Below are 17,062 nucleotides of genomic sequence, written 5' to 3'. Positions count from 1 at the left end.
GCGCCGCCCGGCGTGCCGCGGCAGGCCGCCGCCGTGCCCGCGGCTCCCGCCGTCCCGCCGCCCGCGTTCGCGCCCGCGGGCGTCGACCCGCGGGTTTCCGTGGGAAGCGCCGACCCGCGGTCCTCGGGTACGGGCGGCCCCGACGTCGCCGCGGCCGTCGACGAGGTCAAGCGCCTCCTGGACCAGGGCCGCATCACCCACGCCGTGGACATCCTCGGCGGCATCCTGCCGGCCGCCGCCGCCCGGCACGGCGCGCACTCGCCCGTCGTACGGACCCTGCGCAAGCAGTACGCGGCCACGCTCATGGACGACGGGCAGTACCGCCGGGCGCTTCCCGAACTGCGCGCGCTGGCGGAGGAGTTCGCGCGCGACACCGGCCCGGGATCGGCCCGGCAGGCGCTCCAGTTCCACTACGAGGCCGCGCAGTGCCTGGAGCAGCTGGGCGAGGTGACGCAGGCGCTGGACGAGTACCGGGCCCTGCTGCCGCACTTCGAACGCTATCCCGACGACCCGATGCGGCCCCTGGAGATCCGGCGGTCCATCGGCCACCTGCTGCTCGCCCTAGGAGAGCGCGGTGCCGCCCACGAGGCACTGTCCCGCCTCCTGTACGACGCGGAGCGGCTGCACGGCCCGCACGGCGCCTTCCCGGCGGAGGTCCGCCGCACCCTGTACTGGCTCGGCCAGGTGCGCGGCTGACCCGGGGGAGGAGGGGGAAGGCAACGGAGAGAGAAACCGCCTTCCGGGCAACTCGTTGGTCGAATCGGTGGCCTGGACCACGCGGACTCTTTAGCATCGGCATCGATCAACGCCAGGTTGGCAGAGCCGCACGTCGCCGCACTGTTGTCGCACCCCGCCAGGAGGCTTGATGTTCCGCCGTAGGACCGCGCTTCCCGTTTCCGCCGCCGCCGCGCTGCTGGCCGCCGCCCCCCTGCTCACGGCCTGCGGCGCGGACGCGCATCCGGGCGCCGCGGCCGTCGTGGACGGGCAGCGGATCACCGTCTCGCAGCTCCAGTCGCGGGTACGGGACGTACGCACCGCCCAGGAGAAGTCCCCGCAGAGCGCCCAACTGGTCGAGAACACCGGAAAACTGGGGCCCGCCACCCTGAACGGAATGATCTTCGACCGGGTCCTGGAGCGCGGCGCGAAGGACGCCGGTGTCACGGTCTCCCGGCGCGAGGTACAGCAGTGGCGCGCCGCCGCCGAGCGCAGCGCGGGCGGCGCGGAGCGGCTCAAGGAGATGTGGCTCCAGCAGGCCATCGCGCCGGGCGAGATCGACGCCGTGGTCCGCAACCAGCTGCTGCTGGACGGCATCGCCAAGCGCATCGGCGCCGACCGCGGGCAGCCGCAGGGCCAGCAGCGGCTCGCCGAGTCGCTGGGGGAGACGTCCCGGAAGATGGGCATCGACGTCAACCCGCGCTACGGGAAGTGGGACGACGCTCAGGTCGTCCTCGGCGAGGTGAAGGAGCCGTGGGTCAAGAACGCGACGGCCGCGGAACAGCAGCGCACCTGAGCCGGACCGGGGCGGTGCCGGGGCGCGCAACCGGCCGGGCGGTCGCGCTGTCGGTGCCGTGCGTTACGTTCGTCGGGTGAACGCTGACGCCACCGACGCCCCCGGCACGCCGCACGCCACCGGCCCCGGCCGCCTGGTCCTGCTCACGACCAGCCACCGGGTCGCGCCCGGCCTGCTGTCCTGGCCCGCGTGGCAGACGCTGCGCGCCGCCGGCCGCGTGCTGTGCGCCGACGACGCCCATCCGCAGCTCCCGTATCTGCGCGAGGCGGGCATCGCGGTCGAGGCGGCCGTGCCCGGCGCCCGCGAGCTGGTGGACTTCTGCCGCGACGGCGGCCGTACGGCGGTCGTCATCACCTCCGCCGACGGCGACACGGAGCTGACCGACGGCCTGGCCCGGATGGCCGGCTCCGGCCGCGAGACCATGCCGGACCTGGAGCTGCTGCCCGGTTCGTACGACCTGCCGGGCGCCCGGCTGCTCGACCTCGTCCAGATCATGGACCAGATCCGCCGCCAGTGCCCGTGGAGCGGTGTGCGCACCCACGAGGACCTGGCGAAGTACGGCATCGAGGAGATGTACGAGCTGGTCGAGGCCATCGAGGACGGCGACCGGGAGGCGGTGCGCGAGGAGCTGGGCGACGTCCTGCTCCAGGTCGTCTTCCACGCCCGGATCGCCCAGGAAGACCCGGACGAGCCGTTCTCCGTGGACGACGTGGCGGGCACGCTCGTGGACAAGCTGATCCGCCGCCATCCGCACATCTTCGGCGAGGACGAGGCGCACACCCCCGAGGACGTGAAGGCGCACTGGCTGCGGGAGAAGGCGGACGAGAAGCAGCGCGCCTCCGTCACCGAAGGCATCCCGCTCGGCCAGCCCGCCCTGGCGCTGGCGGGCAAGCTGGCCTCCCGGGCCCGTACGGCCGGTATGGACGCCCTCCCGACGGGGGAGGGCGTCGGGTACGAGCTGCTGGCCCTCGCCGTACGGGCCGAGGCGTCCGGCACGGACCCGGAGACCGCGCTGCGCGCCGCCGCCCGCACCTACCGGGACGCGATCCGGTCCGCCGAGGAGGCGCCCTCCGGCGCCGCGGACTGAGCCCCGGACCGCCCGCCGCGGGCGCGCAGCCGTTCGGCCGTCCAGACGGCGGCCACGGCCGCGCCCAGCGCCGCGCCCACGACGCACACCCCGCCCCAGCCCGCCGCGCCCCACACCGCCGAGGTGAGTGCGGAGCCCACCGCGCCGCCGACGAAGTAACTGGTCATATAGGCGGAGTTGAGGCGGTTCCGGGCCTCGGGGCGCACCGCGTAGACCAGGTTCTGGTTGCTGATGTGCACCGCCTGCACCGCCGCGTCCAGGACGACCACCCCGGCCAGCAGGGCCACCAGCGACCAGGCGCCGCCCGCGCCGCCGGCCGCCAGCAGCGCCCAGGAGCCGAGCAGCAGGAATCCGCCGAGGCCGGTGACCCGGTGGGCCAGGCCCCGGTCCGCCAGCCGCCCGGCGGCCGAGGCGGACAGCGAACCGGCCGCGCCCACCAGGCCCAGCAGGCCGATCGCCGATTCCGACCACCCGTAGGAGGGGCCGGACATCAAAAAGGCCATCGCCGTCCACAGCACGCTGAACGCGGCGAAGGACAGCGCGCCGAGCGCGGCCCGCCAGCGCAGCACCGGCTCCTGCACGAAGAGGGCGAGCGTGGAGCGGATCAGCGCGGGGTAGCGCAGCCCGGCGCCGGTGTGCGGCAGCGCGGGCAGCCGCAGCCGCAGCAGGAGAGCCATCAGCAGCATCAGCCCCGCGTTGACCCAGTAGACCGTGCGCCAGCCGCCCAGGTCGGCCAGCAGCCCGGCCGCCGTACGGGCCAGCAGGATGCCCAGCAGCAGGCCGGTCATGACCGTGCCGACCGTACGGCCGCGCTCGGCGGGCGGCGCGAGGGAGGCCGCGTACGGCACGACGACCTGGGCGGCGACGGAGAACAGGCCGGTCAGAGCCGTGCCGACCAGCAGCATCGTCCCGTTGGGCGCGCTCGCCGTCACGGTCAGGAAGACCGCGGTGGCCGCACACAGACTCACGGCCAGCCGCCGCCGCTCCAGCAGGTCGCCGAGCGGGACGAGCAGCAGCAGCCCGAGCCCGTAGCCGACCTGCGCGACGGTCACCACCAGTGCCGCGGTGGCCGCGCCCAGGTGCAGGTCGCGGCCTATGACGTCCAGCAGCGGCTGGGCGAAGTAGTTGCCCGCGACCGACAGGCCGGTGGCCACGGACATCAGCAGCAGCGTGCCGCGCCCCAGCCCGCGCTGCCCCTCTTCCTGGGAAACCATCAGGTCCCTTCCTGCACGACGCGCCACCCCGTTGGTGTTGCCACGGCCCTCAGCTTCCGCCCGCCCCGGTCGATGAGTCCAACACATAGTGGTCATCCCATCCATCGCGGACCATGATCGATGGGCGCCGCCACGCTGATTACGCTCGCCGTATGGAGCTGCAACAGATGCGGTACGTGGTCGCGGTCGCCGAGACCGGCGGTTTCACCCGCGCCGCCGAACGCTGCCACGTGGTGCAGTCCGCGCTCAGCCACCAGATCGCCCGCCTGGAGAAGGAACTGGGCGCCCGGCTCTTCCACCGTACGAGCCGCAGCGTGCGCCTGACCGCCGCGGGCGAGGCGTTCGTGCCCGTCGCCCAGCAGGCTCTGGAGGCGGCCGAGCGGGCCCGCGCCGAGGTGGAGGCGGCGGCCGGCGAGGTGCGCGGCCGGCTGGCCGTGGGGGCGATCTCCACCGTCGCGGCCGTCGACCTGGCCCGCGAGCTGGGCGCCTACCGCGCCCGCCACCCGCAGGTGCGGATCAGCCTGCGCATGGAGATGAGCGAGCAGCTCATCGAGCAGGTCCGGCAGGGCGCGCTGGACGTCGCCTTCGTCGGCCTGGTGCCGGGCGCCCGCAGCCCGGGCGTACGGGAGCGGGCGCTGGCCCACGGCGAGCTGGTCGCCGTCGTACCGCCGGAGCACCCGCTGGCGGGCCAGGAGTGGACGGACCTGCGGCGGCTGGCCGAGGAGACCTTCGTGGACTTCACGGCCGGGTCGGCGGCGCGCCGCCAGCGGGAGGACGCCTTCCGCGCGGCGGGCCTGACGACCGAGGTGGCCTTCGAGGTGACCACCGTGGAGTTCCTCGCCAAGCTGGTCCGCGCGGGCCTCGGCATCGGCATGGTGCCGCAGGCGTTCGCCTCGGAGCTGACCGGGCTGCGCGTGGTGCGCGTCCCCAACGCGCCCGCCCGGGTCGAACGCGTCGTCTGGAGCGCGCGGGGCCCTTCCCCGGCGGCCGCGGCCTTCCTGGACGCGCTGGGCGTGGACCCCGCGGAGCCGGACCCGGGGCCCGCCGTCCGGGGGATATGACCCCGTGCCAAGCCGCTGACCTGCGCTTACGGCGTCCGTACCGGCCGTGCGGGCGGGTACCGTACCCGTCCGCGCATCGTCCCCGACGCCCCGGGTACCCGGGGCGAATGACAGCAACGACCGCTTCGGCCACACCGGCCCAGGACCTCACGTCTGTCCAGCAGGCGGTGGACCTCACCCGGGACATGATCGTCGGCACCGGACCGCTGGTCGCCGGGCTCGTCATCGTCGCGGCGCTGATCCTCGCCGTGGTCTACGGACGGCGCCGCAGGGCCCGCGAGCCCGCGCCGCCCGAACCGGAGACCCAGCCGACGCCGCCCAAGAACCCGACCGGGTACGAGAGCGAGCTGCGCGACCCCAACGAGGTGCCGCGCGACGGCGACCACCGGCTCACGCCCCACGAACTGCCCGACTACGGCAACGCCCCCACCCGCCACGGCGCCGACCAGGACCGGGAACGCAAGCGCTGGCAGGACGGGCACAGCGGCTCCTTCGGCGGGGGTTAACGTCGAGGGGTGCGTCCGCAGACCCCTCTCCCCACCGACCGCCCCGCCGACTCCGCCGCCGGCGAGCGGCCCGCGGCCCCCTCCGGGCCCGCGGCCGGCTGCCCCGTGTCCGCCCCGGCAGTCACCCCCGCCTGCCCCGAGCTGTTCACGTGGGAGTTCGCCTCCGACCCGTACCCGGCCTACGCCTGGCTGCGCGAGCACGCGCCCGTGCACCGTACGCGGCTGCCCAGCGGCGTCGAGGCCTGGCTGGTGACCCGGTACGCGGACGCGCGCCAGGCGCTCGCCGACACCCGGCTGTCGAAGAACCCGCTGCACCACAGCGAGGCCGCGCACGGCAAGGGCAAGGTCGGCATCCCCGGCGAGCGCGGCGCCAACCTGATGACGCACCTGCTCAACATCGACCCGCCGGACCACACCCGGCTGCGCCGCCTGGTCTCCAAGGCGTTCACCCCGCGCCGCATCGCCCGGTTCGCGCCGCGCGTACAGGAACTGACGGACTCCTTCATCGACTCCTTCGCGGAGCGCGGCGAGGCCGACCTCATCCACGAGTTCGCCTTCCCGCTGCCCATCTACGCCATCTGCGACCTGCTCGGCGTGCCGCGCGAGGACCAGGACGACTTCCGGGACTGGGCCGGGATGATGATCCGGCACGGCGGCGGGCCGCGCGGCGGTGTCGCCCGGTCGGTGAAGAAGATGCGCGGCTACCTCGCCGAGCTGATCCACCGCAAGCGCGAGACCCTCGGCGACGAGGGGGCCGACGACCTGATCTCCGGCCTGATCCGCGCCTCCGACCACGGCGAGCACCTGACCGAGAACGAGGCCGCCGCCATGGCCTTCATCCTCCTCTTCGCCGGTTTCGAGACCACCGTCAACCTCGTCGGCAACGGCGTGTACCAGCTGCTGCGCCACCCCGACCAGCGGGAACTGCTCCAGAAGGCCGCCGCAGAGGGCGACGAGGAGCTGCTCGCCACCGGCGTGGAGGAGCTGCTGCGCTACGACGGCCCGGTCGAGCTGGCCACCTGGCGCTTCGCCACCCGGGATCTGACCCTCGGCGGGCAGCGGATCGCCGAGGGCGACCCGGTCCTGGTCGTGCTGGCCGCCGCCGACCGCGACCCGCAGCGCTTCTCCGGCCCCGACGTACTGGACCTGTCCCGCCGCGACAACCAGCACCTCGGATACGGCCACGGCATCCACTACTGCCTGGGCGCGCCGCTGGCCCGTCTCGAAGGACAGACCGCGATAGCGACCCTGCTGACCCGCCTCCCGGACCTCCGGCTCGGCGCGGAACCGGACGAGCTGCGCTGGCGCGGCGGGCTGATCATGCGCGGGCTGCGGGCCCTGCCGGTGGAGTTCACGCCCGTACGCGGGTGACCTCAAGGCCGTCCGTACCTCACGTCACATCAGGCCGTGACCTGAGCGTGATCTCCGCTACACCGGCTTGTGACGGGCGGGCGGCACCGCTACCTTCATCCGTTTGAAAGGCCGGGGCGGGCGGCGTGGTGGCGAACAGGCCACGCGACCGACGGTTTCGGCCTCTCGACGACAACTCAACCGCCGCTCGAAAGGCAACGCCATGCGATCCGGGAACGGCCGTCACCGACGCCCCCGACAGGCTCCGGCCATCTTCGTCACGGCGGGAGTCGCCGGCGGCGCCCTCGCCATGCCCCTGCTCGCCGCGAGCAGCGCCGACGCCGCCGACACCGCCACCTGGGACCGTGTCGCGCAGTGCGAGAGCAGCGGCGTGTGGAGCGCCAACGCCGGCAACGGGTTCTACGGCGGGCTGCAGCTGACCCAGGAGATGTGGGACCGCCACGGCGGCCCGTCGTACGCCTCGCGCCCCGACCTGGCCAGCCGCTCGCAGCAGATAGCCGTCGCCGAATCGATCCTGGCCGCGCGCGGCCCCGACGCGTGGCCGAGCTGCGCGGTGAACGCGGGACTCAAGCAGGGCGGCAGCGGGCCGGACGTCGACCCGGGCGGCACGCCGACGCCGACCCCGGCGCCCGGCCGCTCCACGCCGTCCCCGTCCCCCTCGTCCCCGTCCTCCCCTTCTTCTCCGTCGCCCTCCTCCGGGCCGTCGGACCCGTCCGGGACGCCGGAGCCCGGCGGCACGGCCACCCCGAAGCCGAAGCCGTCGCCCACCGACCCGGCGGGCAAGCCGGACCCGTCCCGTACGCCGGACCCGTCCGGTACGGGCGGCACGCAGGAACCGTCGCGGCCCGCCGACCCGGCCACGCCGGGCGACGGCGCCTCCACGACCCCCACCGCGCCCCCGTCCCAGGGCAAGCACCGCGGTGAGCCCGGCGACGCGGGGCGGCCCGGCACGGGCGCCGGTGAGGCGGGCGACGCGGGCCGGTCCGGCGGGGGGCACCCCTCGCGGGGCGGGGACGCGCACCGTACGGACCCGGGCGCGCCGGGCGACTACACCGTGCGGCCCGGTGACAACCTGTCAGCGATCGCCGAGGACCGCGGGGTCTCCGGGGGCTGGCCGGCGCTCTACGAGGCCAACAAAGGCGTCATCGGGGGCGATCCGGACCTTATCCACCCTGGTCAGCGGCTCGACCTCGACCACTGATCGAGGTATTTCGTGGGGATTTGCCCGCTTTGGTGAAAGTGAGACATGGATCTCGTTCGTGGGCGTCCCGTCCGTCCCGTCCGTTGTTTCCAAACCTGCGACGACCTGCGGAAATGTGATGATCCTGTGATGTCTGGGGGCCAACTGGCCTCAGATGTAGGGGTTTGAACCAGCGGGGTGTTCGTGTTTACCGTCTTCATCGCTCGCCAAAGCGGGCCCTTCGACCACACGCCGAATCCTGCCGGTGGCCGAAGGACACACGACGCGAGAGCGCCGAAGGCAGGAGCGGGGGACCCAAGGTAAGCGCCGGCCCCGCCCGCGAAAGCGGGTCCAACCGGCTTGGGGTGAAGCCATGTGTGAAGCACACACGGCCGGGCAACTCACATGGCCCGAACCCGACAGCTCACCTCGCAGGCGTCGGTGAGGAACAACCATGCTGAACTCCAAGGGCAAGCACCGTCGTCCCTCCAAGGCCGTCCGCGTCGCCACGCTGGCGGGCGTCGCCGGTGCCGCTGTGGCCGTCCCGCTGATGGGCGCCACCTCTGCCTCCGCCGCGGGCAACAACTGGGACGCCGTCGCCCAGTGCGAGTCCGGTGGCAACTGGTCGATCAACACCGGTAACGGCTACTACGGTGGCCTGCAGTTCACGAACTCCAGCTGGGCCGCCGCCGGCGGTACCCAGTACGCCCCGCGCGCCGACATGGCCAGCAAGAGCCAGCAGATCGCCGCGGCCGAGCGCCTGCTCGCCATCCAGGGCCCGGGTGCCTGGACCTGCGCCGGCGGCCACCTCGGCCAGGGCAACGCGAACGCCAAGGCCGACGGCGGCTCCTCGCAGGGCGGCAGCTCGCACAAGTCGCACAAGTCCTACAAGTCGGAGCGCTCCTACTCCGCCCCGCAGGGCACCTCGCGCTCCGAGGCCCGCAAGCAGGGCGAGGACCTGGCCCGCAAGACCCCGGCCCCCCAGAAGAAGTCGACCCCGAAGTCGAACCCGGAGGGCAACTACACCGTCAAGTCCGGTGACACCCTCGCCAAGATCGCCGCTTCCCACGGCAAGAACTGGAAGTCGGTCTACGCGAACAACAAGTCCGTCATCGGCGGCAACCCCAACCTGATCTTCCCGGGTCAGAAGCTGGCCGTCTGAGCCCGCTGAAACCCTGACGGACCCCGGGTGACCGCGGCGATCCGTACGTACGGCGGTACGTACGGGCAGCCCGGCTCCCCGGGGCCCGCTCGTCCCGGGAATCCGCTCTTCCCGTGAGACCGCCCCGCCACGGCGCCTGTCCCCCGCACGCGCCGCGGCGGGGCTTCTCCCTTTCCCCCGTGTTCCCCCCGTGTTTCCCCCGCGGACCGCCCGGCCACCGGGCCCCGGCTCCGCCCGCCGCCCCCACTCGCCCACTCGCCCACTCGCCCACTTCCCCGTACAGCGAACAAGCGCCCGCACCTCATGTGAACAGGGCCTTTGCGGGTGTATTCGTCCCATGGGCCGGGCTGGCGGCAAGCGGAACCCCCGGAGGCCGTTAGGCTCGTGCTGCAGAACTCCAGACACCCATGAAGGAGACAACGTGCCGTCCATCGACGTCGTCGTAGCTCGCGAGATTCTCGACTCGCGAGGCAATCCCACGGTCGAGGTCGAGGTCGGCCTCGACGACGGCAGCACCGGCCGTGCCGCCGTCCCGTCCGGCGCCTCGACCGGCGCCTTCGAGGCCGTCGAGCTGCGCGACGGTGACCCGGCCCGCTACCAGGGCAAGGGCGTGGAGAAGGCCGTCCTCGCGGTCATCGAGCAGATCGGCCCGGAGCTCGTCGGCTACGACGCCACCGAGCAGCGCCTGATCGACCAGGCCATGTTCGACCTGGACGCCACCGACAACAAGGGCTCGCTCGGCGCCAACGCCATCCTCGGCGTCTCCCTGGCCGTCGCGCACGCCGCCTCCGAGGCCAGCGACCTGCCGCTGTTCCGCTACCTCGGCGGCCCGAACGCCCACGTGCTGCCGGTCCCGATGATGAACATCCTGAACGGCGGCTCGCACGCCGACTCCAACGTGGACATCCAGGAATTCATGATCGCCCCGATCGGCGCGGAGTCCTTCTCCGAGGCGCTGCGCTGGGGCGCCGAGGTCTACCACACCCTCAAGAAGGTCCTCAAGAGCAAGGGCCTGGCCACCGGCCTGGGCGACGAGGGCGGCTTCGCCCCCAACCTCGGCTCCAACCGCGAGGCCCTGGACCTGATCCTCGAAGCGATCAAGGAAGCCGGTTACACCCCCGGCCAGGACATCGCGCTCGCGCTGGACGTCGCCGCCTCCGAGTTCTACAAGGACGGCGGCTACGAGTTCGAGGGCCAGCAGCGCACCGCCGAGCAGATGACCTCGTACTACGAGGAGCTCGTCGACGCCTACCCGCTGGTCTCCATCGAGGACCCGCTGTTCGAGGACGACTGGGCCGGCTGGAACGTCATCACCGAGCGCCTGGGCGGCAAGGTGCAGCTCGTCGGCGACGACCTGTTCGTCACCAACCCCGAGCGCCTGGCCCGCGGCATCGAGGAGAACTCGGCCAACGCCCTGCTCGTCAAGGTCAACCAGATCGGCTCGCTGACCGAGACCCTGGACGCCGTCGAGCTGGCCCAGCGCAACGGCTTCAAGTGCATGATGTCGCACCGCTCCGGCGAGACCGAGGACGTCACCATCGCCGACCTGGCCGTCGCCACCAACTGCGGCCAGATCAAGACCGGCGCCCCGGCCCGCTCCGAGCGCGTCGCCAAGTACAACCAGCTCCTGCGCATCGAGGAGATCCTCGACGACGCGGCCGTGTACGCGGGCCGCAGCGCCTTCCCGCGCTTCAAGGGCTAGCAGCACCCCGCGGGGCCGCGAACGGCCCCGGCAGTCGTGAATACGTACGTCCCCGGCGGCGGTCCCGTACCGTTGCCGGGGACGTACGTGCTGCGGGGCCGCGCCGGCCCGGGCCCGGTGACTGAAGGGGAGGCGACGTGTCCGCGGAACGGTTCTCCACCGCGACCCGGCTCAAGGCACTCGGCGAACAGGCCGCCGCCCGCGTCCAGCGGGCCCGCCCGGCCCGGCGGGGCCGCCTGACCGGCCGCGCCGCGCTGCTCGCGCTGGTGCTGTGCTCCCTGGTCGTCGCCCTCGCGTACCCCACCCGCCAGTACATCTCCCAGCGCGCCGAGATCGCCGACCAGCGCCGCCAGGCCGACGATGCCGGGCTGCGGGCCGAAGAGCTGCGCGACGAGAAGGCCCGCTGGCAGGACCCGGAGTACGTACGGCAGCAGGCCCGGCAGCACCTGCACTACGTCAGGCCCGGCGAGACCGGCTACATCGTCCAGGACGGCTCCGGCGCCGGGAAGCAGCGCAAGGGACAGGCCGCCGCCGAACGCCCCTGGTACGACAACATCTGGAACGGCCTGGACTCCGCCGACAAGTAGCCTGTCCGGGGCGCGCGCCCGGCCCGGTCCCCCCCCATACGGCGCCCGCGCCACCTCCTCCTCCACCACCGCCACGACCGAAAGCACCCACGTCCGTGTCTGAACACCTCATGCCCCCGCCGCAGACCGAGCGCACCGAGCCCACCGATGCGGACATCGCGGCCTTCAAGGAACAGCTCGGCCGCCCGCCGCGCGGCCTGCGCGCCATCGCGCACCGCTGCCCCTGCGGCCAGCCGGACGTCGTCGAGACGGCCCCGCGCCTGGAGGACGGCACCCCCTTCCCGACGCTGTACTACCTCACCTGCCCGCGCGCGGCCTCCGCGATCGGCACGCTGGAGGCCAACGGCGTGATGAAGGAGATGACCGAGCGGCTGGGCCGGGACCCGGAGCTCGCCGCCGAGTACCGGGCGGCCCACGAGGACTACATCCGCCGCCGGGACGCCATCGAGGAACTGAAGAACTTCCCGAGCGCGGGCGGCATGCCCGACCGGGTCAAGTGCCTGCACGTCCTGGTCGGCCACTCGCTCGCGGCCGGCCCCGGCGTCAACCCGCTCGGCGACGAGGCGCTCGCGATGCTGCCGCAGTGGTGGCGCAAGGGCCCGTGCGTGGCGCCCTGCGCGGACACCGCGGACGGACCGGACACCACCGAGGGCGAAGGGGAGCGGACCGCATGAAGCGCGTAGCGGCCATCGACTGCGGCACCAACTCCATCCGCCTGCTCGTCGCCGACCTCGACCCGGCGACCGGCGAGCTGAAGGACCTCGACCGCCGGATGCAGATCGTGCGCCTGGGCCAGGGCGTGGACCGTACGGGGCGGCTCGCCCCCGAGGCCCTGGAGCGCACCTTCGCGGCCTGCCGCGAGTACGCCGCCGTGATCCGGGAGCTGGGCGCCGAAGCCGTCCGCTTCGTGGCCACGTCCGCCTCCCGCGACGCCGAGAACCGCGACGCGTTCGTACGCGGCGTGGTGGACATCCTGGGCGTCGAGCCCGAGGTGATCACCGGCGACCAGGAGGCCGAGTTCTCCTTCGTCGGCGCCACGAAGGAGCTGACGGGCCGCACCGACCTCGACACGCCCTATCTGGTCGTCGACATCGGCGGCGGCTCCACCGAGTTCGTCCTGGGAGCCGACGCCGTGCGCGCCGCCCGCTCCGTGGACATCGGCTGCGTACGGATGACCGAGCGCCACCTCGTACGGGACGGCGCGGTCCTCGCCGATCCGCCCGGCGAGGAGCGGATCGGGGCGATAAAGGCGGACATCGACCGCGCGCTGGACGAGGCCGCGGCGACCGTGCCCCTCGACGAGACCGCCACCCTGGTCGGCCTGGCCGGCTCGGTGACCACGATCGCCGCCATCGCCCTGGACCTCCGCGAGTACGACTCCGAGGCCATTCACCACTCCCGCGTCCCCCTCGCCAAGGTCCGCGAGATCACCGACCACCTGCTGACCACCACCCACGAACAGCGCGCCGCCATCCCGGCCGTGCACCCGGGCCGGGTGGACGTGATCGGCGCGGGCGCCCTCGTCCTCCTGACGATCATGGAACGGGTGGGCGCCGGGGAGGTCGTGGTCTCGGAGCACGACATCCTGGACGGGATCGCCTGGAGCTGCGCATACGGCGACGCATAGCGCGCAGGGCCGGCTTCCCGGGGCGTGGTGGCCCGGGAAGCCGGCCCGTCAGATGTTGCGGTAGACGTCGCGCCGGTCGCCGACCCTGACGACGAGGATGATGAGTTCGCCGTCCTCGACCTGGTAGGCGACTCGGTAGTTGCCGACCCGGAGCCGGTAGAGCCCTGACCGGCCGGTGAGTTTTTTGACGTTGGCGTCATCGCGGTACGGATCTTCGCCGAGTGCGGTCAGTGCGGCCAGGATGCGCATGGCGGCAGGGCGGTCGATGGCCCGCAGTTGCCGCTGGGCCGCCACGGTGAACCGGAATGCGTACTTCACGCTGCCTCTCGGTCGTGCTCGGTGAACAGATCCGCAAGCAGCTCGGCCATGCTCACCGTCGCCCCCCCCTCCGTGAGGACCGCTTCCGCTTCTCTGGCGAGCAGCACGTCGGCCGCTTCTTCCAGTGCGTCGAAATCCGAGATCGGCACGACGGCCGCCACCGGCACGCCGTTGCGAGTGATCACTGTGGGGGTGCCCTGCTCGGCGCGGTTGATGTGATCCGCGAGATGCGCACGGGCTTCTCGTACCGTCACGCTGCTGTCAGCCATGGAGCCAGTGTACGCGCAAAGGTGTACACGATGGGAGACTGACGCCCTTCGACTCCTCGATCGAGGGGTGTCGGGTGGCGCTCGCCGAGCTCTTGCAACCGCCCTTTCCCGCCCCGTCCAGGGTCGTTCGGGCCCCCTCGGGAGGGCTTTTCGGGCCCTCTCTGCGAGAAAGTTCGTGAAACTCTTCACATGAAAAAAGCGCCCGCTGGGCGAACAAACCGGACACCTGGGCCTAGATCTTGGGCCGTAGGTCCCGGGGGCCGCAAAAATGTGCGGTTTCAGCGGTGTTAAAGAGATCCTTACGCGCGCTGTGGTCCAGTGGCGTCCGAGGGCGCAATCCCTGATCAACAGGGGTGTCCAACGCTTCGGAGGATGCGGTGGTTCCCCTCCGGCGCTATGGCGTCGATCACGGGGGCGCGGAGTGTAGCAGATGCCCTCCAGGACCTTGTGAAGGGGCTCACGAGGGGTGCTCCAAGTGGGGGTGGATACTCGATTACATGAGCACCACGGAGCGTCCCAGGATCCTCGTTGTAGGCGGTGGGTACGTAGGTTTGTACGCGGCACGCCGCATCCTCAAGAAGATGCGGTACGGCGAGGCGACGGTCACGGTCGTCGACCCGCGCTCGTACATGACGTACCAGCCCTTCCTCCCTGAAGCTGCAGCCGGCAGCATCTCTCCCCGCCACGTCGTGGTGCCGCTGCGACGCGTGCTCCCGAAGGCGGAGGTCCTCACCGGCCGCGTCACCACCATCGACCAGGACCGCAAGGTCGCCACGATCTCGCCGCTGGTCGGCGAGGCGTACGAGCTGCCCTTCGACTACCTGGTCATCGCGATGGGCGCGGTCTCCCGCACCTTCCCGATCCCCGGCCTCGCCGAGAACGGCATCGGCATGAAGGGCATCGAGGAGGCCATCGGCCTGCGCAACCACGTCCTGGAGCAGCTCGACAAGGCCGACTCCACGACCGACGAGGAGGTCCGCCGCAAGGCGCTGACCTTCGTCTTCGTCGGCGGCGGCTTCGCCGGCGCGGAGACCGTCGGCGAGGTCGAGGACATGGCCCGCGACGCCGCGAAGTACTACAACAACGTCAAGCGCGAAGACATGCGCTTCCTGCTGGTCGACGTCGCCGACAAGATCCTCCCCGAGGTCGGCCCCAAGCTCGGCGCCTACGGCAAGGAGCACCTGGAGAGCCGCGGGGTCGAGGTCTACCTCGGCACCAGCACCAAGTCCTGCGTCGACGGCCACGTGGTGCTGAGCAACGACCTGGAGGTCGACTCCAACACCATCGTGTGGACCGCGGGCGTCAAGCCGAACCCGGCGCTCTCCCGCTTCGGCCTGCCGCTGGGCCCGCGCGGCCACGTCGACACCCAGGCCACCCTCCAGGTGCAGGGCAGCGACTACATCTGGGCCGCGGGCGACAACGCCCAGGTCCCGGACATGGTCGGCCGCAAGGCGGGCAACGAGAACGCCTGGTGCCCGCCGAACGCCCAGCACGCGCTGCGCCAGGCCAAGGTCCTCGGCGACAACGTGATCTCCGGTATGCGGGGCTTCCCGCAGAAGGAGTACAGCCACGCCAACAAGGGCGCGGTCGCGGGCCTCGGTCTGCACAAGGGCGTCGCGATGATCGTCGTCGGCAAGACCAAGATCAAGCTGAAGGGCCGGCTGGCCTGGTACATGCACCGCGCGTACCACGGCATGGCGATGCCGACCTTCAACCGCAAGATCCGCGTCTTCGCCGACTGGACCCTCGGCATGTTCCTCAAGCGCGAGATCACCTCGCTCGGCGCCATGGAGAACCCCCGCGAGGAGTTCTACGAGGCCGCCAAGCCGGCCCCGGCGCCCGCCGCCGCGGCCGACGACAAGGCGAAGGACGACGACAAGGCGAAGGCCAAGGCTTCCTGACCTTCCCGGGGGAGTGACGTCCGGCTGCGGACGTCACCCGCTCACCACCGCCGAAGGGGCGGCCGCCATCCGTGGTGCGGCCGTCCCTTCGGCGTATTCGTTGTGGCGGAACGCGGTCGTTTTGCTGTTCCCTTACGAACGAACGGGACTACCCGGGCTCCCGAACGGCGTTTACGTGGTGGGTGAAACTTCTTCGCCCTTCTCGTCAACACGGAGGTGTGCGACATGGCCGACGCCGCTGGACGGCTCTCCAAGCTCGCCGAGGAGGTGCTGGGAGCCCCGCTCCCGGTCCGCATCCGCGCCTGGGACCGCAGCGAGTACGGCCCGCCGGGCGCACCCACACTCGTCATCCGCAACCGCCGCGCCCTGCGCCGTCTGCTGTTCAAGCCGGGCGAGTTGGGGCTCGCGCGCGCTTGGGTGGCCGGTGAGATCGATGTCGAGGGCGATCTGTACGAGGCGCTGGACCTGCTGTCCGGGCTGGTCTGGGAACGCGGTACGGCGGCCGGCAAGCCACAGCGCGCCGCCGCCCTGCGGGCCCTGGCCAAGCCGGAGATCCGTGCCGCCGCCCGCGACCTGGTGGCCCTGGCGGGCATCCCCGTACCGCCCAAGCCGCCCGCCGAGGAGGCCCCCAAGAGCCACGGCCCGCTGCACACACTGCGCCGTGACAAGGAGGCCATCAGCCACCACTACGACGTCGGCAACGACTTCTACGAGCTGGTGCTCGGCCCGTCCATGGTCTACTCCTGCGCGTACTGGGAAGGCCCCGACGCGACCCTGGAGGACGCCCAGCGCGACAAGCTGGACCTCATCTGCCGCAAGCTGGGGCTGAAGGAGGGCGAGCGGCTGCTCGACGTCGGCTGCGGCTGGGGCTCGATGGCCCTGCACGCCGCCCGCGAGTACGGCGTACGGGTCGTCGGCATCACCCTCTCCGAGGAGCAGGCCGCCTACGGCCGCAAGCGCGTCGCCGAGGCGGGCCTCGCGGACCGCGTCGAGATCCGCGTCCAGGACTACCGCGAGGTCCACGACGAGCCGTTCGACGCGATCTCCTCGATCGGCATGGCCGAGCACGTCGGCCGCGCCCGCTACGCCGAGTACGCCGACGACCTGTACGCCTTGCTCAAGCCCGGCGGGCGGCTGCTCAACCACCAGATCGCCCGCCGCCCGCTGGCGGACGAGGACGCGTACCACGTCGACGAGTTCATCGACCGGTACGTCTTCCCGGACGGCGAGCTGGCGCCGGTCGGCCGCACCGTCGGCCAGCTGGAGGACGCCGGTTTCGAGGTGCGGGACGTGGAGGCGATCCGCGAGCACTACGCGCTGACCCTGCGCGCCTGGGTCGCGAACCTGGAGGCGCACTGGAAGGAGGCGGTGCGGCTGACGACGCCGGGCCGGGCCCGGGTGTGGCGGCTGTACATGGCCGCCTCCGCGCTGTCCTTCGAACGCAACCGCATAGGCGTCAACCAGGTCCTGGCGGTCCGTACGCCGGACTCCGGTGCCTCGGGGCTGCCGCTGCGCGCCCGGGAGTGGCGCGGCTGACGTACGTAAAGAAGGGCCCCGGTGCCCGGAC

Annotated in this window: 16 protein-coding genes, 1 pseudogene and 1 riboswitch; of the genes and pseudogenes, 14 read left to right on the top strand and 3 right to left on the bottom strand. The window is 72.3% G+C overall.

Translation table 11 applies throughout. The annotated features are described in order from the left end of the window. The 3 genes and pseudogenes from ACFV57_RS41875 to ACFV57_RS41865 form a co-directional block, all read left to right on the top strand. Positions 1-696: pseudogene (locus ACFV57_RS41875) on the top strand (serine/threonine protein kinase); the annotation flags it as partial. A 169-nt stretch (positions 697-865) separates the two neighbouring features. Continuing rightward, on the top strand, positions 866-1,510 hold the full coding sequence (locus ACFV57_RS41870) for a SurA N-terminal domain-containing protein (protein ID WP_385244290.1): 645 nt from the start codon (positions 866-868) through the stop codon (positions 1,508-1,510). A 76-nt stretch (positions 1,511-1,586) separates the two neighbouring features. Continuing rightward, on the top strand, positions 1,587-2,597 hold the full coding sequence (locus ACFV57_RS41865) for a nucleoside triphosphate pyrophosphohydrolase (RefSeq protein WP_385244287.1): 1,011 nt from the start codon (positions 1,587-1,589) through the stop codon (positions 2,595-2,597). On the opposite strand, the gene ACFV57_RS41860 is transcribed toward ACFV57_RS41865, so the two are convergent. Beyond that, the gene (locus tag ACFV57_RS41860) at positions 2,543-3,811 is read right to left on the bottom strand and encodes an MFS transporter (protein ID WP_385244284.1); all 1,269 of its coding nucleotides are present in this window, start codon (positions 3,809-3,811) and stop codon (positions 2,543-2,545) included. The two genes, ACFV57_RS41865 and ACFV57_RS41860, sit on opposite strands and share 55 nt — an antisense overlap. A gap of 152 nt (positions 3,812-3,963) precedes the next feature. On the opposite strand from ACFV57_RS41860, the gene ACFV57_RS41855 reads away from it, so the two are divergent. The 9 genes from ACFV57_RS41855 to ACFV57_RS41815 all read left to right on the top strand — a co-directional run bounded on the left by ACFV57_RS41855 (position 3,964) and on the right by ACFV57_RS41815 (position 13,007). Further along, the gene (locus ACFV57_RS41855) at positions 3,964-4,872 is read left to right on the top strand and encodes a LysR family transcriptional regulator (RefSeq protein ID WP_385244282.1); all 909 of its coding nucleotides are present in this window, start codon (positions 3,964-3,966) and stop codon (positions 4,870-4,872) included. Positions 4,873-4,979: 107 nt separating this feature from the next. Further along, positions 4,980-5,378, top strand: a complete 399-nt coding sequence (locus ACFV57_RS41850) for a DUF6479 family protein (protein WP_385244279.1) — start codon at positions 4,980-4,982, stop codon at positions 5,376-5,378. Between the two features lie 9 nt (positions 5,379-5,387). Continuing rightward, positions 5,388-6,749: a cytochrome P450 gene (locus tag ACFV57_RS41845; protein WP_385244276.1), complete on the top strand. Its 1,362-nt coding sequence runs from the start codon at positions 5,388-5,390 to the stop codon at positions 6,747-6,749. A gap of 202 nt (positions 6,750-6,951) precedes the next feature. Continuing rightward, a complete protein-coding gene (locus ACFV57_RS41840; RefSeq protein WP_385244273.1) occupies positions 6,952-7,950 on the top strand; it encodes a transglycosylase family protein in 999 nt (332 codons plus the stop codon). A 261-nt stretch (positions 7,951-8,211) separates the two neighbouring features. Further along, positions 8,212-8,382: riboswitch (cyclic di-AMP (ydaO/yuaA leader) on the top strand. 1 nt (position 8,383) lies between these two features. Further along, entirely contained in the window at positions 8,384-9,091 is a 708-nt protein-coding gene (locus ACFV57_RS41835; RefSeq protein WP_385244271.1) for a transglycosylase family protein, read from the top strand. A gap of 421 nt (positions 9,092-9,512) precedes the next feature. Continuing rightward, positions 9,513-10,793 (top strand): phosphopyruvate hydratase, encoded by a 1,281-nt coding sequence (gene eno / locus ACFV57_RS41830; RefSeq protein ID WP_385244268.1) that lies wholly within the window; start codon positions 9,513-9,515, stop codon positions 10,791-10,793. A gap of 137 nt (positions 10,794-10,930) precedes the next feature. After that, positions 10,931-11,380 (top strand): septum formation initiator family protein, encoded by a 450-nt coding sequence (locus ACFV57_RS41825; protein WP_385244265.1) that lies wholly within the window; start codon positions 10,931-10,933, stop codon positions 11,378-11,380. 110 nt (positions 11,381-11,490) lie between these two features. After that, positions 11,491-12,054 (top strand): DUF501 domain-containing protein, encoded by a 564-nt coding sequence (locus ACFV57_RS41820; RefSeq protein WP_385244293.1) that lies wholly within the window; start codon positions 11,491-11,493, stop codon positions 12,052-12,054. Next, on the top strand, positions 12,051-13,007 hold the full coding sequence (locus tag ACFV57_RS41815; protein WP_385244262.1) for an exopolyphosphatase: 957 nt from the start codon (positions 12,051-12,053) through the stop codon (positions 13,005-13,007). Before ACFV57_RS41820 ends, ACFV57_RS41815 begins: the two co-directional genes overlap by 4 nt. Positions 13,008-13,055: 48 nt before the next feature. Here ACFV57_RS41815 and ACFV57_RS41810 read toward each other — a convergent pair whose 3' ends face one another. Both ACFV57_RS41810 and ACFV57_RS41805 read right to left on the bottom strand, forming a co-directional pair. Then, positions 13,056-13,325 (bottom strand): type II toxin-antitoxin system RelE/ParE family toxin, encoded by a 270-nt coding sequence (locus tag ACFV57_RS41810; protein ID WP_385244259.1) that lies wholly within the window; start codon positions 13,323-13,325, stop codon positions 13,056-13,058. Continuing rightward, positions 13,322-13,594 (bottom strand): type II toxin-antitoxin system Phd/YefM family antitoxin, encoded by a 273-nt coding sequence (locus ACFV57_RS41805; RefSeq protein ID WP_385244256.1) that lies wholly within the window; start codon positions 13,592-13,594, stop codon positions 13,322-13,324. The genes ACFV57_RS41810 and ACFV57_RS41805 overlap by 4 nt, the downstream gene beginning before the upstream one ends. Positions 13,595-14,091: 497 nt before the next feature. On the opposite strand from ACFV57_RS41805, the gene ACFV57_RS41800 reads away from it, so the two are divergent. Continuing rightward, positions 14,092-15,495: an NAD(P)/FAD-dependent oxidoreductase gene (locus tag ACFV57_RS41800; RefSeq protein WP_385244253.1), complete on the top strand. Its 1,404-nt coding sequence runs from the start codon at positions 14,092-14,094 to the stop codon at positions 15,493-15,495. 225 nt (positions 15,496-15,720) lie between these two features. Continuing rightward, a complete protein-coding gene (locus ACFV57_RS41795; RefSeq protein WP_385244251.1) occupies positions 15,721-17,031 on the top strand; it encodes a class I SAM-dependent methyltransferase in 1,311 nt (436 codons plus the stop codon). Positions 17,032-17,062: the final 31 nt, after the last annotated feature.

The sequence above is a fragment of the Streptomyces sp. NPDC059788 genome (assembly GCF_042732265.1).
Lineage (GTDB): Bacteria > Actinomycetota > Actinomycetes > Streptomycetales > Streptomycetaceae > Streptomyces.
The sequence above is the reverse complement of the archived record's forward strand: the minus strand, read 5'-3'. Positions and strand labels throughout refer to the sequence as shown.